Source organism: Erwinia aphidicola (assembly GCF_024169515.1).
GTDB lineage: Bacteria > Pseudomonadota > Gammaproteobacteria > Enterobacterales > Enterobacteriaceae > Erwinia > Erwinia aphidicola.
Genome location: NZ_JAMKCQ010000003.1, coordinates 68,702 through 89,902, shown reverse-complemented (window position 1 = coordinate 89,902; position 21,201 = coordinate 68,702). Strand labels below are relative to the sequence as shown.

The 21,201-nt window shown below is 52.9% G+C and carries 21 protein-coding genes and 1 pseudogene; 9 read left to right on the top strand and 13 right to left on the bottom strand.

Annotated features, from left to right (window positions below):
- Both betT and J2Y91_RS22960 read left to right on the top strand, forming a co-directional pair.
- On the top strand, positions 1–1,231 hold a 1,231-nt coding region (betT, locus tag J2Y91_RS22965), incomplete at its 5' end, for a choline BCCT transporter BetT (RefSeq protein WP_253539772.1).
- A 306-nt stretch (positions 1,232–1,537) separates the two neighbouring features.
- Positions 1,538–2,125 carry a hypothetical protein gene (locus J2Y91_RS22960; RefSeq protein ID WP_099754504.1) on the top strand — a complete coding sequence of 196 codons (588 nt, stop codon included), beginning with the start codon at positions 1,538–1,540 and terminating at the stop codon, positions 2,123–2,125.
- Between the two features lie 2 nt (positions 2,126–2,127).
- Here the strand turns inward: J2Y91_RS22960 and J2Y91_RS22955 are convergent, their stop codons facing one another.
- On the bottom strand, positions 2,128–3,048 hold the full coding sequence (locus tag J2Y91_RS22955) for a LysR family transcriptional regulator (RefSeq protein WP_133625288.1): 921 nt from the start codon (positions 3,046–3,048) through the stop codon (positions 2,128–2,130).
- Between the two features lie 81 nt (positions 3,049–3,129).
- Between J2Y91_RS22955 and J2Y91_RS22950 the strand changes: the two genes are divergently transcribed.
- Together J2Y91_RS22950 and J2Y91_RS22945 are read left to right on the top strand one after the other, a co-directional pair.
- On the top strand, positions 3,130–4,086 hold the full coding sequence (locus J2Y91_RS22950; protein WP_133625289.1) for an MBL fold metallo-hydrolase: 957 nt from the start codon (positions 3,130–3,132) through the stop codon (positions 4,084–4,086).
- A gap of 121 nt (positions 4,087–4,207) precedes the next feature.
- Positions 4,208–4,768 (top strand): GNAT family N-acetyltransferase, encoded by a 561-nt coding sequence (locus J2Y91_RS22945; RefSeq protein ID WP_133625290.1) that lies wholly within the window; start codon positions 4,208–4,210, stop codon positions 4,766–4,768.
- A gap of 163 nt (positions 4,769–4,931) precedes the next feature.
- Here the strand turns inward: J2Y91_RS22945 and J2Y91_RS22940 are convergent, their stop codons facing one another.
- From J2Y91_RS22940 to J2Y91_RS22930, 3 genes are all read right to left on the bottom strand, one after another.
- Positions 4,932–6,089, bottom strand: a complete 1,158-nt coding sequence (locus J2Y91_RS22940) for an MFS transporter (protein ID WP_301292316.1) — start codon at positions 6,087–6,089, stop codon at positions 4,932–4,934.
- Between the two features lie 100 nt (positions 6,090–6,189).
- Complete coding sequence (locus tag J2Y91_RS22935; protein WP_133625291.1) at positions 6,190–7,197, bottom strand: ROK family protein; 1,008 nt, start codon at positions 7,195–7,197, stop codon at positions 6,190–6,192.
- A 90-nt stretch (positions 7,198–7,287) separates the two neighbouring features.
- Complete coding sequence (locus J2Y91_RS22930) at positions 7,288–7,938, bottom strand: Qnr family pentapeptide repeat protein (RefSeq protein WP_133625292.1); 651 nt, start codon at positions 7,936–7,938, stop codon at positions 7,288–7,290.
- A gap of 1,183 nt (positions 7,939–9,121) precedes the next feature.
- On the opposite strand from J2Y91_RS22930, the gene J2Y91_RS22925 reads away from it, so the two are divergent.
- A complete protein-coding gene (locus tag J2Y91_RS22925; protein ID WP_048914839.1) occupies positions 9,122–9,526 on the top strand; it encodes an H-NS family histone-like protein in 405 nt (134 codons plus the stop codon).
- Between the two features lie 39 nt (positions 9,527–9,565).
- Here the strand turns inward: J2Y91_RS22925 and J2Y91_RS22920 are convergent, their stop codons facing one another.
- Together J2Y91_RS22920 and J2Y91_RS22915 are read right to left on the bottom strand one after the other, a co-directional pair.
- Positions 9,566–10,924, bottom strand: a complete 1,359-nt coding sequence (locus J2Y91_RS22920) for a pyridoxal phosphate-dependent decarboxylase family protein (protein WP_133625293.1) — start codon at positions 10,922–10,924, stop codon at positions 9,566–9,568.
- Positions 10,921–12,135, bottom strand: a complete 1,215-nt coding sequence (locus tag J2Y91_RS22915) for an MFS transporter (protein ID WP_133625306.1) — start codon at positions 12,133–12,135, stop codon at positions 10,921–10,923. The genes J2Y91_RS22920 and J2Y91_RS22915 overlap by 4 nt, the downstream gene beginning before the upstream one ends.
- Before the next feature lie 78 nt (positions 12,136–12,213).
- Here J2Y91_RS22915 and J2Y91_RS22910 point away from each other — a divergent pair, with 78 nt between their 5' ends.
- Together J2Y91_RS22910 and J2Y91_RS22905 are read left to right on the top strand one after the other, a co-directional pair.
- Complete coding sequence (locus J2Y91_RS22910; RefSeq protein WP_133625294.1) at positions 12,214–12,660, top strand: winged helix-turn-helix transcriptional regulator; 447 nt, start codon at positions 12,214–12,216, stop codon at positions 12,658–12,660.
- Positions 12,661–12,759: 99 nt separating this feature from the next.
- Positions 12,760–13,236: pseudogene (locus tag J2Y91_RS22905) on the top strand (ABC transporter substrate-binding protein); the annotation flags it as partial.
- A gap of 271 nt (positions 13,237–13,507) precedes the next feature.
- Here J2Y91_RS22905 and J2Y91_RS22900 read toward each other — a convergent pair.
- The 3 genes from J2Y91_RS22900 to parA form a co-directional block, all read right to left on the bottom strand.
- Entirely contained in the window at positions 13,508–14,485 is a 978-nt protein-coding gene (locus J2Y91_RS22900) for a replication initiation protein (RefSeq protein WP_048914834.1), read from the bottom strand.
- Between the two features lie 1,247 nt (positions 14,486–15,732).
- Positions 15,733–15,945, bottom strand: coding sequence for a plasmid partition protein ParG (locus tag J2Y91_RS22895; protein WP_048918722.1), 213 nt, complete (start codon positions 15,943–15,945; stop codon positions 15,733–15,735).
- Positions 15,942–16,568: a ParA family partition ATPase gene (gene parA / locus J2Y91_RS22890; protein ID WP_048918721.1), complete on the bottom strand. Its 627-nt coding sequence runs from the start codon at positions 16,566–16,568 to the stop codon at positions 15,942–15,944. The genes J2Y91_RS22895 and parA overlap by 4 nt, the downstream gene beginning before the upstream one ends.
- A 362-nt stretch (positions 16,569–16,930) precedes the next feature.
- Between parA and J2Y91_RS22885 the strand changes: the two genes are divergently transcribed.
- A complete protein-coding gene (locus tag J2Y91_RS22885) occupies positions 16,931–17,281 on the top strand; it encodes a DUF3147 family protein (RefSeq protein ID WP_133625295.1) in 351 nt (116 codons plus the stop codon).
- 563 nt (positions 17,282–17,844) lie between these two features.
- Here the strand turns inward: J2Y91_RS22885 and J2Y91_RS22880 are convergent.
- Entirely contained in the window at positions 17,845–18,753 is a 909-nt protein-coding gene (locus tag J2Y91_RS22880; RefSeq protein ID WP_133625296.1) for a LysR family transcriptional regulator, read from the bottom strand.
- 110 nt (positions 18,754–18,863) lie between these two features.
- Here J2Y91_RS22880 and J2Y91_RS22875 point away from each other — a divergent pair, with 110 nt between their 5' ends.
- A complete protein-coding gene (locus J2Y91_RS22875) occupies positions 18,864–20,171 on the top strand; it encodes an MFS transporter (protein ID WP_133625297.1) in 1,308 nt (435 codons plus the stop codon).
- Here the strand turns inward: J2Y91_RS22875 and msrA are convergent.
- The 3 genes from msrA to J2Y91_RS22860 form a co-directional block, all read right to left on the bottom strand.
- Positions 20,168–20,704: a peptide-methionine (S)-S-oxide reductase MsrA gene (gene msrA / locus J2Y91_RS22870; RefSeq protein ID WP_048914869.1), complete on the bottom strand. Its 537-nt coding sequence runs from the start codon at positions 20,702–20,704 to the stop codon at positions 20,168–20,170. The genes J2Y91_RS22875 and msrA overlap by 4 nt on opposite strands.
- A gap of 86 nt (positions 20,705–20,790) precedes the next feature.
- Complete coding sequence (locus tag J2Y91_RS22865; RefSeq protein WP_133625298.1) at positions 20,791–21,057, bottom strand: HipA N-terminal domain-containing protein; 267 nt, start codon at positions 21,055–21,057, stop codon at positions 20,791–20,793.
- Entirely contained in the window at positions 21,057–21,197 is a 141-nt protein-coding gene (locus J2Y91_RS22860) for a hypothetical protein (protein WP_166643232.1), read from the bottom strand. Before J2Y91_RS22860 ends, J2Y91_RS22865 begins: the two co-directional genes overlap by 1 nt.
- Between the last annotated feature and the right edge of the window lie 4 nt (positions 21,198–21,201).

Here is a 21,201-nt window from a genome sequence, read left to right as displayed (position 1 = left end):
CTTTGGCCTGATCCTGTTTGTGCTGTTTGTTGGCGATACCAGCTTCCTGCTGAATGCGCTGGTGCTGAACGTTGGTGACTACATCAACCGTTTTATGGGCATGACGCTGAACAGCTTTGCCTTCGATCGCCCGACCGAGTGGATGAATAACTGGACGCTGTTCTTCTGGGCGTGGTGGGTTGCCTGGTCACCGTTCGTCGGCCTGTTCCTTGCGCGTATTTCCCGCGGCCGTACCATTCGCCAGTTCGTGCTGGGGACGCTGACCATTCCGTTTATCTTCACCCTGCTGTGGCTGTCAATTTTTGGCAACAGCGCACTGTATGAGATCATTCACGGCAATCTGGCGTTCGCCCAGGAAACGATGGCGCACCCGGAGCGCGGCTTCTACAGCCTGCTGGCGCAGTACCCGGCCTTTACCTTCAGCGCCTCTGTCGCCACCATCACCGGCCTGCTGTTCTACGTCACCTCAGCGGACTCCGGCTCGCTGGTGCTGGGTAACTTCACCTCTCGCCTGGCAGACATCAATAATGATGCGCCAAACTGGCTGCGCATCTTCTGGTCGCTGGCGATCGGGGTACTTACGCTGGGTATGCTGATGGTTAATGGCGTGACCGCGCTGCAAAAAACCACGGTTATCATGGGCCTGCCGTTCAGCTTTGTGATCTTCTTTGTGATGGCCGGGCTATATAAATCCCTGCGCGTGGAGGATCACCGCCGCGCCAGCGCCACGGTAAATACGCCGCCGGTGCCGGTCTCGCGCGATGATCGTCTGAACTGGAAGCAGCGTATTTCACGCGTGATGAACTATCCGGGCACCACGCATACCCGCAAGATGCTGGACGAAGTCTGTCGCCCGGCGATGGAAGAAGTGGGGCGCGAGCTGGAACGCCGGGGCGCGAAAGTGCAGGTCACCGAGATGCCGCCGCTGGAAGATGAACGCCTGAATCACCTGGAGCTGCTGGTGAATCTGGGTGAGGAGCAGAGCTTCCTGTATCAGATCTGGCCGCAGCGTTACTCGGTTCCGGCGTTTACTTATCGCGCCCGCAGCGGCAAGTCCGATTACTTCCGCCTCGAAACCTTCCTGCTGGAGGGCACCCAGGGCAATGACCTGATGGACTACACCCGTGAGCAGATCATCAATGACATTCTCGACCAGTACGAGCGTCATATGACCTTCCTGCACATTCACCGTGAAGCGCCGGGCAACACCATGCCGTTCCCGGAGGCATAACTCCCTCAGGCACCCATCAAAACCAGGCTTCGGCCTGGTTTTTTCATTCTGTCACCGCTTCGCGCCCGGCGCTGTCGCCTGCAGGGCGTCGTGCTGGCACCCGGCAATGTGTTCAGCATTTCTCAAACGGCTGGAGATTTTCTGCGTTTTAACGTGGCACACCTCAGCGATGAGCGTGTTTTTCACGTTTTGCAGCAGGCCATGAGATAACGTAAGAGACTTCTTACAACAATATCAGTAAGGGATGATGTTTCCCCGCATGGCTTCGGGCTTTAATAAGGAGAGAGCAGTCAGGGAGCCATTGCCATGTTTAATATTGCCATTCTCGACAGCGATACCTTCAGCTGCAAAGGTGTCACGGATTACTTTAGTACCCGGGATATCCGCACCTTTTCCTGTTCTAATTTGGCAGAACTGGAAAGCACGCTGCAAGGTCAACCTGTCCACGTAGTGATTGCCGAGCTGGCGACCGTGGATGACACGCTTTTCAGCTGCATTGACTATCTGACGCATCTGACCTGCCGCTGGCCGGATGTGCGCCTGATCCTCTTCACCCATTTTACCGACCCGGTACTGATGCGTTTTGTGGTACGTCACGTTCCCCACTGCAATCTGGTGCTGAAAAGTGACAGCTTCACACAGCTGGCATCCTGCATCTTCGCCAGCGACAGCGGTAATAAATTCAACAGCTCTTCGCAGGCGATGATCTGGGAATATCTCTCCGCTGATGGCAGAACCTTAACGCCGGAAGAGTTCCGGCTGCTGGAAAACCTGGCTTGTGAGAAGAACAGCCAACGCGCCGTAGTGCCGGGCAGTGACAGCATTATGCTCAAACTCGGCTGCCAGGACTTAACGGAGCTGCAGGACAAACTGGGCATGCTGCAGTGGGGCTAACCTCAGCCCAGCATGCAAGCGCGCAGTTTCTTCAGCAGCCAGCGCAGCGCCTCATCGTTGTCGCGCCGTTTGTTCCACAGCAAAGAGAGTGTGAAGGCCGGAACCTTGAGGGGGACGTCAGCACATAGCAGCCCGTAATCCGCTACCCATCCGGCTGCCAGCCCCTGCGGTACCGTAGCCAGTGCCGGCATCTGCTTCAGCAACAGCGGTAAAGACGAGAAGTTCGGCGTGACGTAGCGCACTCTTCTTTTGCGCCCGCAGTCCGCCAAAAGCTGGTCTACCGGGCTACTGCTGGCGCCACGATAGGAGACGAGAAGATGGTCATTAGCACTATATTGATCAAGGCTTATCGGCGAAGTGAGTGCTAACTGGAGCGGATTCCACAGCGTGCAAAATCCCATCTGCGTCACCCTTTCGTGTACCACGCCAGCGGGGGCCCGTTCAGCGACCGAGATCGCCACATCGACCTTATCCTGCTGCACCTGTTCGCCATCCTGGAACGGATCGGTTGCCGTGACCTGCAGGCGGATACCGGGTGCCGTTTGGGCGATATCCGCCATCATCCCCGGCATCAACCAACGCTCTACCCAGTCACTCATCCCCAGACGAAAGGTATGCCGATCTTCAGCGGGAGAAAAGCCCGGCACCTGAAATATCACCTGCTGCATCTGCTCCATCATCGGCAGTAACGCAGTCACCAGCGCTTGCGCGCGCGGCGTCGGCGCCATTCCCCTTGCCGTGCGCACAAACAGCGGGTCGTCAAACATCTCGCGCAACCTTGCCAGCGCTCCGCTGACCGCGGGCTGGCCGAGGTGTAACTTGCTGGCGGCGCGTGAAACACTTCCCTCGCGATGCAGTACCAGCAGCACGGTCAAGAGGTTCAGGTCGACCCGATTTAAATCATTTTCCCTGATAGTGCTCATTATTTTAATCAATTTGAATGATGTTTATAGCCGCAGGATACTGTTGCCTTCACTGAAATAACAGAACTTATCGAGGATTTAATGAAACTTTTGTTAACTCTGCTGACCACCCTGGCCATCTCCGCAAACTCGCTGGCAGCTGCTGCACCGTTAACCCCACTGGATGCGCAAGCACCGGGCTATTACCGCATGATGCTGGGCAAGCTGCGCATCACTGCCGTCTCCGACGGCACGGTGACGATCCCGCTGGATAAGCTGCTGACCCACATTTCCACCGATAAGCTGCGCCAACAGCTGGCGAACGATGCCATGACGCCGCAGGCTGAAACCTCAATCAATGCCTTTGTGATTGATAACGGCCAGCAGCGGGTGCTGGTTGATGCCGGTGCGGGCGATCTGTTTGGCCACAACGGCGGGCACCTGCTGGATAATCTGGCTGCCGCGGGCTATCCGGCGGAAACCATCGATGCGGTGCTGTTGACGCATATTCATGCCGACCACTCCGGCGGTATCTCCCGCCAGGGCAAACCCGCCTTCCCCAACGCTCAGGTGTTCGTCGAGCAGAAAGATGTCGATTTCTGGCTCAACCCGGCGAATGCCGAGAAGGTAGAAGCCAGCCAGAAGCACACCTTCGCTGAATCTGAGCAGACCATTCGCCCGGTTATCAAGGCAGGACGACTGAAGCCCTTTACCGCACCGGCAACGGTATTTGCCGGGATTAAGGCCACCTCAACGGCTGGCCATACGCCGGGCAGCGTGATGTATCGGGTGGAGAGTGAAGGACAGACGCTGGTGTTATGGGGCGATATCATTCACGCCAAAGCGGTGCAGATGCCGGACCCACATGTAGCAATCCACTTCGACGTTGATCAGCAGCAGGCGATAAAAACCCGTGAGCGGGTGTTAAAACAGGCGGCACAGGAGGGTTACTGGGTGGCGGCGGCGCATATCGCGTTCCCGGGCTTTGGCCATGTTAAAAGCGACGGCAGTGGTTACCGATGGGTCGCGGCAAATTACACCACGCAGCTCGCCCGCTGATCGGCAGCAGCGCGAGGGATAAAGATGCTCACCGCGTATGGTTATCAGATCTTCATCTTTCCAAGCGATCGCGCATGCTGTTAATAATTGTCCCACCTTAACGTATTCAGGGGGGACGATCATGACCGAGCGTATTCGTTTAGCTAAGCCGGAAGAGGCAGAGTGGCTGCACGGGCTGTTACAGCGTGCTTATACTCCGCTGGTTGCGCAGGGGATCAACTTCACCGTATCCCGCAGCACGGTCGCCGACGTGGCTGCCGTGATCGCCAGTGAATCAACCTTTGTGTTGGAGCGCGATGGCCAGCGAGTCGCCACGCTGACCGTGCGCTTTCCCTGGACGCAGGATAATACGCAGCTGGCACCGTGGCCTTTTCTGCACTGGTTCGCCGTCGAACCTGATTACAAAGGGCAGGGTTACGGCAGCCGGATTATTCGCTATGTCGAAGAGAGCTTACTGCGCGACACTCTGAAATCGCCCGCCGTCTATCTGGCAACGGCGATTAAGCACCCGTGGCTGACTCAACTCTATCTACGCCGTGGCTATCAGCCTTTCCACCGCGCCATCAATCCACTGGGCGTTGAACTGGTCTATCTGACGCGCGTGCTCGATCAGCGGCGCTACCAGCAAGCCAAAATCAAAGAGTATGTACACGACTTTATTGAAAACTCGCTGACGGCATAAACAGCCAGTCAGCTATCAGGGCGATGACACAAACAGCGATGCCTGAGCCTGGTGCGGCAAAAATCGACATGCTGAGCCAGTAGATTGCTCTTAGGGAAGCGCTCAGCAAATCAACGGACCACCAAGTTGATGGGGGCGTGTGCCCCCATATCACTGCCACCGCCTAATATTTCAGGCGAAAAGCGCCGATTACGATAAGCAGAAAAGCCGCGGCAACCACCATAAATGCCACATAAAGATCGGCAAGATGCGCAATCCAGCCGATCAGTGCCGGGCCGCCAAGCACGCCGAAATAGCCCAGCGTCGCCACCATCGCCACCGAGCGGTTGACCGGCATGCTTTTCTCCTGCCCGGCCAGAGTTATCAATACCGGGACAATGTTTGCCGCGCCAACCCCCACGAGTGCAAAGCCTAACAGCGTCATCGGCCAGCCCGGCAGCAGTACGGCGATCAGATACCCTGCAATCCCCAGGCCGCCACCGATAATTAATATTCTCTTGCGCCCCAGCACGCTCACCACGGCGTCACCCAGCATGCGCATCAGGGACATAGCAATGGCAAAGGCGGCGAATCCCCATCCGGCATGCTGCAGTGCCATACCCCGATCCTGAGTAATAAAAATTCCACCCCAGTCAAGAATAGCGCCCTCAGCCATAAAGCAGATCATTGCCATGACGGCCATTAGCATCAAGCGCAGGTTGGGCCGCCCCGCTCCACCTTCCTGCGGCTGCTGTTCATTACCCGATGAGGTCAGCAATCCGCGAAAGGCAAACGTGAAGACCAGTGCGATCAGCATTATCGCGCCCCAGCTACTGAACAGCGGCGACATTCCTGCATCGAGCATCAGCGCACCGCCACCGGCGCCAGCTATCCCTCCGACACTCCATAAACAGTGAAAACCGGACATTAAAGGCTTGCCCGCCGCCTGTTCCACCAACGTCCCCTGAACGTTGACGGCAACGTCAGCCAGTCCGATGCCCATGCCAAAGATAAACAGGCTCAGCGCCAGCAGGCGAATGTCGCCGAGCGTTGCCAGCAGAGGCAGCATCAGGCAATACAATACTACCGATCCACTAATCACCTTACGGCAACCCAGCGCACCAATAACGCGCCCGGAACCCAGCATAGCGATAAGCGACCCGGCCCCAAGGCACAGCAGAAGCAATCCAAGATCGCCGGGGTCCGCGTGCGTGCGCTGCTGGGCGTATGGCACCAGCGCGGCCCATAATCCCATCGCCATACCGGTGACAAAAAATATCGCCCGCGTGCCAAAGCGCCTGGCCGGACTGGCGTCAAAAGTTACGGTATCTTGAAGTGACAAAGGCAGCGCTCCTCATTGAAAGTTACTTATTAAAAGACTTTTAATAAGTAGGCAGTATATTGGCAGAGTCGACGAAGTCAATACGTTCGCCGGATAATAATCAGGTCGTGGGCGAGGTAAACAGACGGTAGTGCAGGAAGTTTTTCAGCGTCAGTTCACTGATACCCTGCAGATAATCTTGGCGAATTTCTTCACGATAAACCAATTTTGGCAGGTGCTGTGCAGGAATATTGGCCAGACAGCGCTCGCGTATTTCAGGCAAATGAGAAGCTTTTAGACGTGTACCGCCGAGTGCCACCTTGACCGGGTTAATCAGCGCGGCCAGCGAAATGACAATTTTCGCCATCTCATCAATAAGCGGTAACCCGGCATCGGTTTGAAACGGCAGTCGGGACACTTCCCCGGCGAAATCATTGGCACCGTGCAACACCTGCCCGTTGATCACCATTCCACAGCCGGTACAGGGAACATCCGGCTTATAGATATAAGCAACCGGGGCACTGACACCCGCACAGTCGCTGCGATAAAAACCCCAGACGGTAAAATTGATATCGTTGCCCGCTTCGACAAAGCGGCCCGTGCGCATCGCCACGTCTTTCACTATCGCCAGACCGCTAAAGAGTGAAATATCACACGAGGTGACCACCCCATCAACAACCACGCCCGGCAAACCGATACCGATAGCCGCGATGTTGGGCCAGCGCCGCAGCAATGTATCAATCAGCTGATGGAAGGTTTCAGGCGTGAGGGGATGAAACGGCATCTCACCGCCTGCGAGCGTGTCGCCTACGGCAGAGCTGAGGGACCAGACCAGCTGCGCATCCTCATCGCTGCCTGCGGCATACAGGCTGAGCAACGAGAAAAATTCAGGATTGCAGGCGTAACGCTGAGCAGGTCGCCCGCCGCGCGAGGCTTCCAGCTCCAGCGCCAGCAGCTCACCCGTCAGACTCAGCTCATTAAGTATTGCACCGCAGGTAGCACTGCTCAGGCCGGTCTGCAGCGCAAGATCGCCCTTGGTCGCAGTACCCAACGCCTTGAGAGTCGTGGTCACCAGCGCAATATTATTCTTCTTCATTTCACGGGTGGTATGGGTTACCGGAATATTCATCTCGCCTCATTGCATGCCGAAAAAGTAGCGTAATTTATCATAAAAATGCCGCTGGCTGCCCAACCCGCTAAGGCGTCGCACCCGTCAGTCTTAGTCGACCAGCATAATTCCCAGGCGTTCCGCCAGAATAGCAAGCTGCGTGCTGTTCAGCTTGACGCCTTCAAGATCCGTTGTACGGATATCCAGCTCGCTAATCACAGATTGGGTTAAATCACAGTGGGTGAAATTCGCCGATCGCCAGTCAAACGAGCTGAATTCGCCGCCGGAGAGGTCGGACCCGCTAAAAGAGGCGCCCAGCACGTTAGTGCCGACCCAGCGGTTTTCCCACAGTTCGCACTTTTCCAACACCACCTTAGAAAAGTTGGCGTAGCTCAGATTGCTTTTGGTGATATAGGCGCTGCAAAACCAGGTTTTTGCCGTGATCATATTCATAAAGCTGGCGCCACGGAAATCCGCACCCTGCACGCGGCATTCGGCGATCTCAATGCCCAGCGCTTCGGCATAGCCGAAATTATTCATGGTTAAGTCGCACAGCTTGAAGCTGGCATCTTTCAGGATTGCCCGGCTGAAGTTACAGCCGATCTCGCTTTCACGATCGTAGAATTGGCAGTGGAGAAAGCGGGTATCAGTCAAGTCTGTCGAGGAAAAGTCGCAATTAATAAACTGGCAGTGCTCAACGATACTGCCCGTGAACTGGGAGCAGCTGAACTTCTCATTGCGGTATTGCCTGGTCGTTGACATGTTGGGGTTCCATAAAAAGCGGCAGCATCCTGCCATCTCGTAATCTCGTAATCTCGTAATCTCGTAATCTCGTAATCTCGTAATCTCGTAATCTCAGGATTATGTAATCACAGGATTATAGAATCCTGTCAACTCGGGTTACTAAATTGGGTAAGCCGCAAATACCTTAACCTGACAGCGGAAAGGACTCCAGACTTAACCTGTGTCCCGCTATCGCGGACCAATATGTCTAGTCTGACTGCCATATCTCAATGACATAATTTAATACGGACGAAATCACAGGAGGTATCAATCCCTCTCCGTTTTTCACCTGTACTGAAGAGACTAACAGCATAAAAAGCATAAACAGGCTTATCGTCCACCTGTCGTAACCAGCAGTAAACCGCCGCCGGCTATCATGTTTAAGGTGAGACCTCTTGCAAGTATAAAACCGGCGGTGGAATGATGGCATCCGAAAACGAGACTTGGTTTCACCCTGTATGGATAAATGCGAGACGCCGCCGGGTTGCTACTTAGGATATAAGGGTGCTTCTGCAGGAATGGGGTTAACGCGTCAAAAACATTCAGCTGATAAACATCCCTCTGCCCCTTTGGATGGTTAGCCCCTAAGAATCCTGTGAACCGCATCACCACCTCCAATTTTTCAGGCCGACATTCAGTGATAATAACCGGTGAAACGGGCGGCACTACACCTCAAAAAACGACTGTACAGCAATCAGGCTACGTTTCTCATTGCCATTCTTTAAAGTTTCACTAATCAACGCGACCTGTCTGAGAATAAAAGTTCGAACAGTATCCGCAGGGTTGAATCCATGCAGGTGACAGCGTCACCTGATCCGCTTATCCCTCCAATGCATGGCGTAAGGATTTAAAGGAGTTAGCTTCAAAATGCCTGACTTCACGGGGCTAATCTTAAAATGGCATAGTCATAAAAGAAGTGATTAATATGCTAAGAACTTTTCAGATGGCTCTTTTAACCTTAAAGATTGTTAAGATTTATCCCATAAGTTGTAAATATACCTATGCCCCCCCTTGTTTTCCGCTTAAGAGAAACGGTATCCAGGTAACATTTAAAGAAACATTTTTTTAATTTAATGTTTTTTCGTCCTCGAATTGTCTGTACACTGGTCTCCGTTACAATAGTGAACAAATTTAAACCAACTCACAGGTTATGGATTCCGTTATGAGCGAAACGCTGAAAGTATTAAATAACATTCGCACCCTTCGTGCCCAGGCTCGTGAAGTGTCTTTATCTGAACTGGAAGAGATGCTGGAAAAACTCGAAGCGGTAGTGAACGAACGTCGTGAAGCAGATGCGGCCATCGCTTCTGAGATTAAAGAAAAAGAAGAAAAACTGGCTAAATATCGCCAGATGTTGCTGGAAGATGGTATCGATTTAAGCGAACTGACTGCAGCTGATAATACCGCTGGCAAAACACGTGCCAAGCGTGCTCCACGTCCTGCTAAGTATCAATATACTGATGAGAACGGCGAAGCAAAATCATGGACTGGCCAGGGCCGTACCCCGGCCGTTATTAAGCAGGCACTGGATGCTGGCAAGAAACTTGAAGATTTCCTGATCAAGTAAATGCTGACCGGCCGCATCTCACCGTGCGGCCGGATGCAATTACCCTTCTGCTAATATTTCCCGATAAATTCTTGCCATCAGTACGATAAATTTCTGTACATGGATTTCCTCCGTGCGCCACGAACTCACGCTGACTCTCAGCGCCGCTTTACCCTGCCAGAATGTCCCGGCAAACCACGCCTCACCCGACGTCTGTAATGCTTCGCGTACTCTCAGCGTAAGCGCCTCGCTGGATGCCCGAAACAGAACCTGATTGATGACGACCCGGTTAATGACTTCAAACCCGGCCTCACTTAACCCCTCGCCTATCTGCTGCGCCAGCAAACAATGTCGCTCTATCATCGCCGCGACGCCATCTCGCCCTAATGTGCGCAACGAAGCCCACACAGGAATACCGCGTGGACGGCGGGAAAACTCCAGCGTCAGATTTTTTTGCGCATCCTGGGAGGCGGCAGAATAGCCCGCATCGGCATTCATTGCGCTCGAAAGCGCGGCGGAATGACGGCATATCGCCATAGCGCAGTCATAAGGGGTATTGAGCCACTTATGACCATCCGTGGTCCAGCTATCTGCCTGTTCAATTCCCTGCGTGAAGGCTTTAAATTTTGACGCCCGCGCCCAGAGACCAAATGCGCCATCAATATGTACCCAGGCCCCTGCCGCTCTGGCCAGCGGCATCAGCGCAGCGAAGTCATCAAATTCCCCACTATTCACCTCGCCAGCCTGCAGACAGATAATGGTGCGATCATCCAGCTCCGGCAGGTGTAATAGGTCAATCTGCCCTCGGCCATTCACCGGCGCGACGATCAAATGGCGCAGGCCGAACCCGAGTATGCGCAACGCTTTTTTTACCGTGATATGCGTCAGTTCAGAGATTACGACGCGTATTTCTGGTGCGCCAGCTAATCCATCCCGATCAAAGTCCCAGCCGTGACGCTGTAGCAGTTCGCGCCGCGCTGTCGCCAGGCAGCTGAGCGTGCACGCTGTCGCGCTGGTACCGAATCCCACCGCGCTTTCTCTGGGCAGATCGAGTATCTCCAGCAGCCATTTTCCGGCAAGGAGCTCCAGAGTGGCTGACACCGGCGAATTATCCCAGCTGGATGCACACTGATCCCAGGCAATCATCAGGCGCTCAGCTGCCGTCGCCACTGGCAGAGAAGCTCCGATGACAAAACCAAAGTAATCGGGCCCGTTAGACGCAGTCGTGGCAGGGGAGCCAACATCGTCCAGCAGCGCCAGCGTCTGCTCTGGCGGCAGCCCCTGCGGCGGCAGCGGTTCATCAAAACGCGTCAACCCGGCCAGTGCACCACTGTCGGGGAATACCCGCCGCGTCGGGAGAGAAGCCGTATAATTCATGGCGCGCACATCCGCTGCAGCCAGCAGTTCCAGATCATTCATTGTTGACCCCTTTTCATCACGTAATAGCTCCAGATAACCAGCGCCAGTAGGCTAACCGCCGCGCCACATAGGCACACCGCCGACCACCCACCGAGAACATAGGCTTGAGTGGAAAGCAGCGCACCCAGTCCGCTGCCTACCGAATAAAACAGCATATAACCAGCAATCAGGCGCCCACCGGCATCAGGCTGGCTGGCGAAAATCAGCTGCTGGCTGGTGACGTGCAGCGCCTGTCCGGCGGCATCAAGCAGGAGAATCCCGCTGATTAACCACCATAAAGAACCCGCACCTAACCACAGCGGCAACCAGCTGAGCAGCAGCAGGCTCAGGGCAACACCGCTGGTTCGCTGAGCCAGCCCGCGATCGGCCCAGCGTCCGGCGCGGCTGGCAGTCAGCACACCGATGACGCCAGCCAGTCCTAGCGCTCCTATCTGACCATGACTCAGCTGCCACGGAGGATCGCGTAACAGCAGCACCAGTGCATTCCAGAAAATATTGAAGCTGGCGAACATCAACAGCGCCAGCATGCCGCGCAGCTGCAGTACGGGGTTGCACAACAGCGTTTGCCACAGCGATTGCATCATCTGCCAACCGTTGCCTGAATCACTGCGCGGTAATTGTGGCAGGTTACGCCAGATGAACGCCGCCAGCAGCGTCATCATCAGCGCCGAAACGAGGTATACGCCACGCCAGCTGCTCACATCGGCGACCAGCCCGGCAAATGTGCGGGCCAGCAATAACCCTACCATTACGCCACCAGAAACTATCCCGACGACCCGCCCACGGTTGCTCTCGCTGGCCGCTGAAGCGGCATAAGCAATCATCCCCTGCGTCATTGCGGTACCCAGCAGGCCCGTCAGCATCATCGCCAGAAGCAGCATCAGCGGTGAACTGGCGACTGCCGTTAATAACAGTGCCGCGATCAGCCCCAAAAGCTGCCAGCGCATCAGGTTACGGCGATCGCCTGCATCGCCTAAAGGGACCAGCACCAGCAACGCGGCGATACAGCCCACCTGCGTGGCAAAAATCATGCTGCCAGCACTGGCTGGCGTTATAGCGAACGTTAGCGCCAGCGCATCCAGCAGTGGCTGGGCATAGTAGACGTTGGCCACACTTAAGCCGCTGCTGCAGGCAAACAGAGCCAGTTGCCACGACGACAATTCGGGCAACAAAGGGGGGTTCTCTGGCGTACTGACCATACTGCGCTCCATTTGGTTTCGAATTAAAACCATTTGCAGCCTGACGGAAGTGGTTTTAAAATGCAACCAAATTCAGCGAAGGAAGAAAACATGGCGGACCGTCTCTCTTTAAGCCAGGCCCCGTGCCCGGTTGCGCGCAGCGTCGATCTGATCGGCGATCGCTGGCTGCTGCTGATCCTGCGCGATGCGTTTGACGGCAGCCGTCGTTTTAGCGAGTTTCAGCGCGGACTGGGTATGGCGCGCAATATTTTGTCTGACCGCTTACGCCGCCTGGTTGACGGCGGACTGTTAACGATCCAACCCGCCTCCGACGGATCCGCCTGGCAGGAATATGTGCTGACCGAGCGTGGTTATGCGCTTTTTCCGCTCATTGTCGCCCTGCGTCAATTTGGTGAGAGTGAGTTATTTTCCCCAGGTGAAGCCCATTCGCAGCTGCTGGAAAGTGCCACCGGGCAGCCGCTGGCGGCATTGCGCGTGCTGAATCAGCAGGGAGAAGAGATTTCGGCTGACTCAACGCACGTTAAAAAAATTACTTAATCATTATGCAGCTAGATGAATTTCCTGATTCACCCTACCCCTTGTCAGGCTTCATATTTATCGTCAGCGACGACTCAACTGACAATAAAGGCATTCATCCTGCACGTGACTTGGCGCCTGACGGCGATTGCCGGGGCAATGGCATTAATTAGTGGAATGGCTAACGCTGCCGGGGAACAGCAGATTCAGAGCGGCACGCTGATCTATCTGGAACAGCAGGCGCATACCAACCGTTACCCTCCCGCTGGGGATTCTTATCCCAACGGCGGCACCCTCAATCAGATTACCGACACATTAACGTGGCAGAATCCCGCGACCTTACAGGTGGAGCCATGAATTGCCGAAAGCTGGACGCGCAACGCCGATAACACCGAATACACCTTTAAACTCTGTCCCGGCGTGACGATCTCTGGCGGTACGCCGCTGGATGCTAACGCGTTGGCGAAGAACTTTGATACCTACGGCCTTGGGCATAAAGCACAGCGCCTGCCGGTATCAGAAGTCATTAATAACTATGACCACAGTAAAGTCATCGCTTCGCTAACGGTGACGTCCTTCTATAAAGAACCGTCGCCGTGATTTCTGCAGGATACCGCAACCATCGATTCGGGCTGGTAAGGCGGTAATTCTTACATAAAATTCTTCCACCTGTGAGCCGACTCGCAACCTAATGTGGAAGAATTTTATGCAAACCCGTAACGGATTCAGATGCTGTTGAGACTGCGATAATCGCTATGTAGCAAGCTTGCCATATTTATCCACAGAAACGGGGGATAATCTGGTGTGTAACTCAGGTAAGCCCGTACTAAAAAATGTTAATAAGCGGCTTATCAATATGATTAGTCACCTATTTTTTTGCACGCTCGCTGACTTCCGTCATTACACGCTTATGGCTGCTTTTATCACCGATTGTCTTATACCAGGCTGCCAGTTTTCTGACGTCCGTCAACGGGACTTTCTCGTTCCGATCGTAAGTAGCCAGGCGTTCCCGATACTGCTCCATGATATGTATACAGCGGCGTGCCCACTCTCCTTCCAGGTCTGAACCCACCGTCGCCCGCGGCCTGCGGGGAAATTTAGGGCGCAGCGGCTTACTGGCTTCATGAGAAGATTCGTCCACGTATGAGAACTTAATCGACACTACGGTGCGCCCTTTTTTAATAGGTTCCCAAATAACTGAGATATCCGTATTAGCATTAATGCGCGCCAGCGTAGGCTCCAGCAGTTTCTGGCGGAAGTCACGATAATCTTCATATTTGCCCTGCAGCCCGGCTTTTTCACGCATCCAGTCCAGAGCCAGCGTCACTTCAATCGCCTTACTGCTCTTACGTCCGTAAAGGTTTTTGGCTTTGATTAACCAACCGTAAAGCCGCACAGAGAAAGCCGTATCAAGCTTGGCAATATTGATAAAATTAAGCTTGGTAAACGACTCTTTTAGTTCATAAAGATAGGGGGCAACATCCTGACCAAAGCGCAGTACCACCGCACTCTGCTCATCACTGCTGACGTATTCAAGACGGGAAAACCAGGAAAGCTGGACGGTACGCATTTTGCCGGTTTTGCGATCGGGCTGATAGATGGTAACGGGTTTTTTCATCAAGCTTTCGGCAGCTTCACGCAGCTGCCGATGGCTACTGGTTGGATTTAACCCATAAATACGCTGATAATCATGGGGAAATAAGCGATACAGCGCGTCAGGCTGGGGTTTCCTGCTGTCGATTTGAGCAAGTGCCAGGTTCAGCAACCGCATCTCATCCAGCGTGACACTGTAGGCCCCTTCAAGGAGATCGTTACCTTGTACGACCGTCAGTTTGTTTAGCTCCATTTAGCAGGATCCCTGTGTGGAATGTACAGCAGAGTATTCCACACAAAAAATATTCAGGTAAAGTAAAATAACATCATTATTAGTTATTTAAAATCAATAATTTAAGAAGTAACGCAGTTTGTGTTAGCATGAAATTCCTCCACATTCAGGCAGCACAGGATCCAATTTAGTCGTAGTTCGATCCTGAAAGTGCGAGATGGCAACAGGAAAACACTCCACATATTCATACCAGAACTCAGCGCAACTTAACCGGAAATTCTTCCACATATGCCCGGCAGCCTGAAACAGGCCATCAGAAAATCATTCCACATACCTTCGGACACACTACAGAAAATTACTCCACCTTTGGCCAGGCTTATCTCTGAGGCTCCCTCTGTCCATGGGAAGGGGGCTATATGTAATTTCACAAACACCACTATTTCATTGTTTATCAAAAAGATAAAATAAATTTCCTTAGAAAATCTTTCCACATTTTAGCGAAAAACTATTCAACAGGGGTGCCGCCAGGCGCTTTTGCGCAGGCAAACAGAAAATTTATCCACCTTTGAGTACGACTCGAGAACTGGGCAGCATGCCAAACATAAAATCCATCCACATATGGAACAGAAAAGTGACATGGTCACAATCAAAATTTAGTACAGAAAATTTTTCCACCTTTAGCCTTTCCTGTTACGCGACTCATACATAAAAAAATTCCACGTATGTCTTAGTCAAACAGGTACAACCTAAAATCACTCCACATAAGAAATACAGAAATGTAGTAACTTATTGTTATAACGATTTAATTTTATGATAATGATTAACTCAGACTGACTTATGTGACAATGTAACGTGACTATTTCTTAAGATGTGACAACTTCGATTTTCATCAGGAAAGGCAGGAACGTGCATGAATATCAGGAGGCAACGGTGAGAAGAAGTTATCCACAGAAAATAACTCCACATAAAATATTTCGCCAGATCAGAAAGTTATCAACAGGAAAAAACTCTACGTATAGCAGGAAAAAACTCCACATATAACAGAAAATCACTCCACTTCAGACAGGAAAAACATCCACATAAACATCTGTAATCATATGATTTATCTCAGAAAAACACCCCCTTAAACTATAAAGATCTAAACTATAAAGAAAAGAACAAACGTTATAGGATCTTTTTTTTGAGTAGATCCTCTAAAAACCTATCCTTCAAGCAAGGACATCCCTCAAAAAAAGAGATGCCGCGGGACCAGTCTAAGAGGATCCTTGTTAGCGGGATTCATTCTCTGGAAGCCAGTGCTCAATCAGTTCTGTCAGCACATCCTTCATCTCACGACCCTGCATAAAACAGGCCGTCTTAAACCTGCGGTGCAGATCTTCGTCGATATTAGTCTGCAATTTTTTTACAGTCCCGGCAGGTGGCTTACTCACTGCATCCAGCGCCGGTGCTAACTGCCGATGTTGTCCTAGTTTCATTTTCATGCAAGCAGCTCCAGAATTTCGTTTGTCATCACATCGATCTCCCCTTTTGCACTGCCGTCTGTCGTGTCAAATACGGTTCCACCATCCAGCATTGTGCGTATGTACACCTGTCGCTGAGTCGTCGCGGTTTTAAGCGCCGGAACACCGGTATCCTCGATTGACTCTTTTAGGACCTCAAGCATGCGCGTAGAGGCAACTTTTTTGGTAATCAGGAATCGCGCAATCACCGGCTGCAAGTTTTCGCGCGCTTCGACCACCGCCAGAATCGCGCCACAAGCAGCAAAATCGAGAGGTGAAGGCGTCACCGGAATAAGCACCAAATCGCTGACCATAACGGCTGCTGAAGATATCGCCGTTATGGCCGCAGCGCCATCAATGACCACGTAGTCATAGTCCTTCAGCTGTTTACGCACGGTATAAACTTCTTTTTCGGATGCCGCTTCAGCCAAATCAAATTTGCACTTGGTTTCGTCGTACCAATTGCTGATGCTACCCTGAGGATCCGTATCCACCATCACAACCTTGAAGCCCTTGCGAGCCAGGCATGTTGCGATATTGATGGAGGTCGTCGTTTTCCCTACCCCGCCCTTCCCGTTCAGGAAGGAGATAATTTTGGTTGTCATCAGACGCCCCCTAAAGTTTATCTCTGGTGAATCACAGGATTACGTAATCCCAGGATTATGGGATTTTTAAATCACGGGATTATATGATTACAGGATATAGTAATCCCTCTTCAGGAACAATAAGATACCCTGCAACAATCACAGAATCACAGAATCACAGAATCACAGAATTATTGGTAATCGTAATTTCAAAGGCGACATGCTCAGCCTTTGTACTTCAGGTTTCTTAGCGCTAATTTATATAGTCTGTATCAGATGCGGGGATTTACTGCCTATGTTAGCGGTAACGTTGGCGGGCTATAACGGATTTGTGGCCTGATGAAACCCGATTAAATGCGAGTCATTTTGAGAAGAGGTGTCCAATGGTCTGGTTGATTGTGAAGTATATGGTAACTGCCGGAGTTGTTGTGCTTGTTTCAGAGGTGGCAAAGCGAAGCGATCGATTTGGCGCGCTGCTGGCTGCCCTACCGCTGGTGACCGTTCTGGTGCTTGTATGGATGAAGCTGGAGGGGCAAACACAGGAAAAAATTGCCAGTCATGCGTGGTACACATTTTGGTATGTGGTCCCTACCCTCCCAATGTTTCTCTGCTTTCCGCTTATGTTTCAACGATGGGGTTTCTGGATTGCGCTACTGGCTTCATGCGTGATGACCGTGGTGATATTTTGGGGATATGCGCTTTTACTTCGTCGTTCAGGAATTGATCTGATTTGACACCGTAATTATGAGTTGGAAACCGTAGCAGGGATCTGAGAAAATAATCCCATAATCCCATAATCCCATAATCCCATAATCCCATAATCCCATAATCCCATAATCGTCGGTATGAAAATCCTTTCAAATGTTGCAACGACCAGGAGAGTCTAGCATCTTGAAATGCTTAGAGGGTTGCAGTCACAACAACATTAAGCAAAAATAATCCTGCAATCCTGCAATCCTGCAATCCTGCAATCCTGCAATCCTGCAATCCTGCAATCCTGCAATCCTGCAATCCTGCAATCCTGCAATCCTGCAATCCTGCAATCCTGCAATCCTGTAATCCTGCCTGAGTATTAGCCGTCCTGCCAAATGACTAGACCTGATGACTGGCCGCAAGTCTTTCAACCATAGCCAGACCGATTTCGCCTGTACCGCCAATGACAACAGCTATCGGTCGGGAAATAGATATAGGAGTCATGATTATCTGCGGTTGCTGGGATAACCAACGGTATCATTGCTCCAGTCGGCCGTTTAACGATGATATTATGTTTTCCATTCTCGCAGACTGGGAATCGGCTTTATAAAGGAGTGGTAGTAAACGCCGCTTTGAGCGCATCGATAGCACAACGTATCCGCCGAGGCATGACAGACGTTCTCAGCCACACGGCATAAATGGGCAAACTGCTGCAGCGTGTCCCCGGTAAAACTTCAACCAGCCTTCCACGTTCAATGTCCTGGTTCACCAGCCAGCGTGGCAGTTGCGCAATACCATAACCCTCCAGCGTTGACGCGTAGACGGCACTCATCGTGCTAAAGCGCAGTCGTCCATTCGGCTGCCAGTAAATCATTTCTTCCTGCGCATTTTTAATCAACCAAGGTTGAGAGCGGCCCTGCTCCAGCAGCGTGAGGTGAGGAAAGTCGGTGAGATCATCAGGACGATGAAGAACATCGCCTTCAGATAGCAAAGCAGGGGAGGCACAAAGCAGTAGCGCCTGATGCCCTAGCAGATGAGCGGTGAGATCGACATGGTGCCCCGGAGCGCCGATACGGATGGCCAGATCGATACCATCGGCGGCCAGGTCTACTCGCTGTGTGGACAGCCTCAGGTCCAGACCAAGCCCCTGCCAGCGTCGCGTCAACGGCAGTATAACCGGCAATACCCATTTTTCACCCAGCAGGGGAGGGGCTGCAATTCGTAGCTGACCTGAGGGGGCGCTGACATGTGCCATCAGACGGTTTTCTGCGGCATCGAGGCTGGCGAGTATCTGCAGACAGTCCTGATAAAACACTTCACCTTCACGGGTGAGCGAAAGAGAGCGGGTGGTGCGCTGAAACAATTTTACCTGCAGACGAGCTTCCAGACGGGCAACGGCTTTCCCAACCGTCGAACGGGATAGACCCAGTTGGTAAGCTGCCTGGCTGAACCCTCCCGCCTGAGCGGCCTGTACAAAAGCGCGGATGCTGTTAAGCCGGTCAGCATTAATCATGAAAAACAACTCTTAGATTGGCGATTTGGATTCTTCAGTATGGTGAAAAATGAGCGTAACTGAAGAATAAATATCGTGGCAGGCTAATGTTTTCCCTTCAGGAATGCTGCATGACAACTTCTTTCACTCTTTCCCGCACTCAGTTAATCAGGCTGCAAAGCGGGATATGCCTGGCCAGCTTCCTTGGCTGCCTGGATTTCACCATCGTGAATACCGCGTTGCCAGCGCTGCAGCGCTACTTCAGTCGCGACGTGGTTGCCATGCAGTGGTCGATGACGCTATTTGTGATGGCGCTGTGCTGCTGCATGGTAATGTCAGCCCGTCTGGCTGAGCGCTTTGGCGCTAAGCATGTACTGTTCGGCGGTATGTTGCTGTTTGGCGTCGCCTCGTTGGGAGCGGGGCTGGCGGTCAATCTGACAGTGATGAACTTCTGCCGTTTGTTACAGGGAACAGGGTGTGCAGTGCTGTATACCGTCAGCGCGAGCATACTGGTCAGTGTTATGCCGTCTGCAGGGCGGGGCAGGGCGCTGGGCATGCTGTTTGCTGCTAATGGTTTAGGATTGGCTCTGGGGCCGATAGCCGGAGGTATTCTGGTCAGCTGGTTAGGCTGGCGATCGGTTTTTTTGATCAATGTGCCGCTAATGCTGGTCAGTTTTATATACTGCATGGGCGCCATCCCGACGTCCTCAAGGAATGTGCAGGTTCGACTCGATATTTCAGGCTGGTTAATGATGAATGCCGGGCTGATACCGCTGCTGTTTCTGCGGGTTTTCCTCACCTTAGAAAAGCGCACGATCCAGCCGCTAATTGATTTGCGTATGCTGCGCAATAAGGACTTTGCGGCTGCCTGCATGTTATCGGTGCTGCTGGCGATATTTTATTGCAGCGCATTCATGCTGATCCCACTCAAGCTGGTTGCAGTCTTTCAACCCAGTGATGCCCGGATCGGCCTGATGCTGCTGCCGGTGACGCTGGTGATGGCGGTGGTTTCACCGATTGCAGGCCACGCTGCCGACCGCTTCACTCCCTGGCCTGTGATGGCGGCAGGATTCATCGCGCTGTCACTGTCAGCGATGCTACAGAGCTTTGGCAATATTCCTATAACTACTGTTTTCGCTGCATTTATACTGATGGGGGCCGGATGGGGTGCGATCCTCGGGCCTTCGGTTAATGCGGCGCTTGGCGCTTTGCCTGCGTCAATGCATGCGCAGGGGATTGGGATTTCCTGGACGCTGCATAATCTCGGCGGCGCACTTGGGTTGGCCATTGCTGCACAAATCTATCAGGCAGGCGGTGCCGAAGGCGGTTTTCAGCGGGTTATGATAGGACTGGCCGCGGGATCGTTGCTTGCCGTAGTGGTGGCACTTAGGGCGGCAAAGCGCGCCAGCACACATCGGCTGGCGCAGAGCGATGATTAGCCGCTGATGGTTTTCGCCGCAAACTTTTTGCGTAGCTTCTGCAGCTTCGGTGGGATCACTGCCAGGCAGTAACGGTTTTCCTGACCTTCACCCGCCCAGTAATCCTGGTGGTAATCTTCTGCCGGCCACCATTTCGCATCGGTTTCGATGGTGGTCACAACCGGATCGGCGTGTTCAGTCTGCGCGCGCGCAATCGCCGCTTTCGCTTCAGCAAGCTGTGCAGCATCTGCCGGGAACAGCGCTGAGCGGTACTGCGTCCCGATATCATTACCCTGGCGGTTCAGCTGGGTGGGATCGTGAGTGGCAAAGCTGATATCCAGCAGGTCGCCATAGCTGACTTTGTCAGGGTTGAAGCCAATACGGATAGCTTCAGCGTGGCCGGTGTCCCCATTGCAAACCTGCTTGTAGGTTGGGTTTTCGGTGTGGCCGCCGATGTAGCCGCTCTCGACCGATTCCACGCCGTCAATCTGTTTGAAGACTGCTTCAGTGCACCAGAAGCAGCCTCCGCCAATAGTTGCGTATTCTGTCGCCATGTTTAACTCCTTCAGGGGTTTTCCTGCATATTGGCTATTGATATGGGATTAACCTTAGCTTTTTGCAACGGCAGGTCAATGCGTTTTTAGCCTTTACCCGCCAGCCGCTGATATTTTGCCAGCGCTTCGTGCGTGCCGCGCTGGATAACTTCCCCAACCTGACGATCAAACTCTGGCGGGGTTAGAGTCAGTGCGTTGGTCAGGCTTTGCGGCGGCAGGCTGGCGGACAGGGCCTGTCCTCGAGGCGACTGGAGCCAGCGGGGATCGTACTGGAACGACAGCCTGCCATTGTTTCGCGTCAGTTCGCCAAGCGGAAGATCGTTCATAAAGCAGTAAAGCCGCTGATCGGTCATTACCAGGTTCCCTCATCCTGCTTGCGAGTGTTTTCCAGCGGGCTGATATCCAACTTTAGCTCCAGCGCAGCGCAGGCGCGCAGCAGCGTCTCAATGTGGCAGATACCGTTTTCCTGAGAAAAGATAGTGCGAATTATCATTCTG

Excerpts from the sequence above, each read along its gene's own strand:
- J2Y91_RS22895 (WP_048918722.1), bottom strand. The coding sequence starts at position 15,945 with ATGAAAATGAAACTAGGACAACATCGGCAGTTAGCACCGGCGCTGGAT.
- J2Y91_RS22860 (WP_166643232.1), bottom strand. The coding sequence starts at position 21,197 with ATGATAATTCGCACTATCTTTTCTCAGGAAAACGGTATCTGCCACATT.
- J2Y91_RS22910 (WP_133625294.1), top strand. The coding sequence starts at position 12,214 with ATGGCGGACCGTCTCTCTTTAAGCCAGGCCCCGTGCCCGGTTGCGCGC.
- J2Y91_RS22925 (WP_048914839.1), top strand. The coding sequence starts at position 9,122 with ATGAGCGAAACGCTGAAAGTATTAAATAACATTCGCACCCTTCGTGCC.
- J2Y91_RS22885 (WP_133625295.1), top strand. The coding sequence starts at position 16,931 with ATGGTCTGGTTGATTGTGAAGTATATGGTAACTGCCGGAGTTGTTGTG.
- J2Y91_RS22945 (WP_133625290.1), top strand. The coding sequence starts at position 4,208 with ATGACCGAGCGTATTCGTTTAGCTAAGCCGGAAGAGGCAGAGTGGCTG.
- J2Y91_RS22955 (WP_133625288.1), bottom strand. The coding sequence starts at position 3,048 with ATGAGCACTATCAGGGAAAATGATTTAAATCGGGTCGACCTGAACCTC.
- J2Y91_RS22880 (WP_133625296.1), bottom strand. The coding sequence starts at position 18,753 with ATGATTAATGCTGACCGGCTTAACAGCATCCGCGCTTTTGTACAGGCC.
- J2Y91_RS22920 (WP_133625293.1), bottom strand. The coding sequence starts at position 10,924 with ATGAATGATCTGGAACTGCTGGCTGCAGCGGATGTGCGCGCCATGAAT.
- J2Y91_RS22900 (WP_048914834.1), bottom strand. The coding sequence starts at position 14,485 with ATGGAGCTAAACAAACTGACGGTCGTACAAGGTAACGATCTCCTTGAA.
- J2Y91_RS22865 (WP_133625298.1), bottom strand. The coding sequence starts at position 21,057 with ATGACCGATCAGCGGCTTTACTGCTTTATGAACGATCTTCCGCTTGGC.
- J2Y91_RS22875 (WP_133625297.1), top strand. The coding sequence starts at position 18,864 with ATGACAACTTCTTTCACTCTTTCCCGCACTCAGTTAATCAGGCTGCAA.
- J2Y91_RS22950 (WP_133625289.1), top strand. The coding sequence starts at position 3,130 with ATGAAACTTTTGTTAACTCTGCTGACCACCCTGGCCATCTCCGCAAAC.
- msrA (WP_048914869.1), bottom strand. The coding sequence starts at position 20,704 with ATGGCGACAGAATACGCAACTATTGGCGGAGGCTGCTTCTGGTGCACT.
- J2Y91_RS22960 (WP_099754504.1), top strand. The coding sequence starts at position 1,538 with ATGTTTAATATTGCCATTCTCGACAGCGATACCTTCAGCTGCAAAGGT.
- J2Y91_RS22915 (WP_133625306.1), bottom strand. The coding sequence starts at position 12,135 with ATGGAGCGCAGTATGGTCAGTACGCCAGAGAACCCCCCTTTGTTGCCC.
- parA (WP_048918721.1), bottom strand. The coding sequence starts at position 16,568 with ATGACAACCAAAATTATCTCCTTCCTGAACGGGAAGGGCGGGGTAGGG.
- J2Y91_RS22935 (WP_133625291.1), bottom strand. The coding sequence starts at position 7,197 with ATGAATATTCCGGTAACCCATACCACCCGTGAAATGAAGAAGAATAAT.
- J2Y91_RS22930 (WP_133625292.1), bottom strand. The coding sequence starts at position 7,938 with ATGTCAACGACCAGGCAATACCGCAATGAGAAGTTCAGCTGCTCCCAG.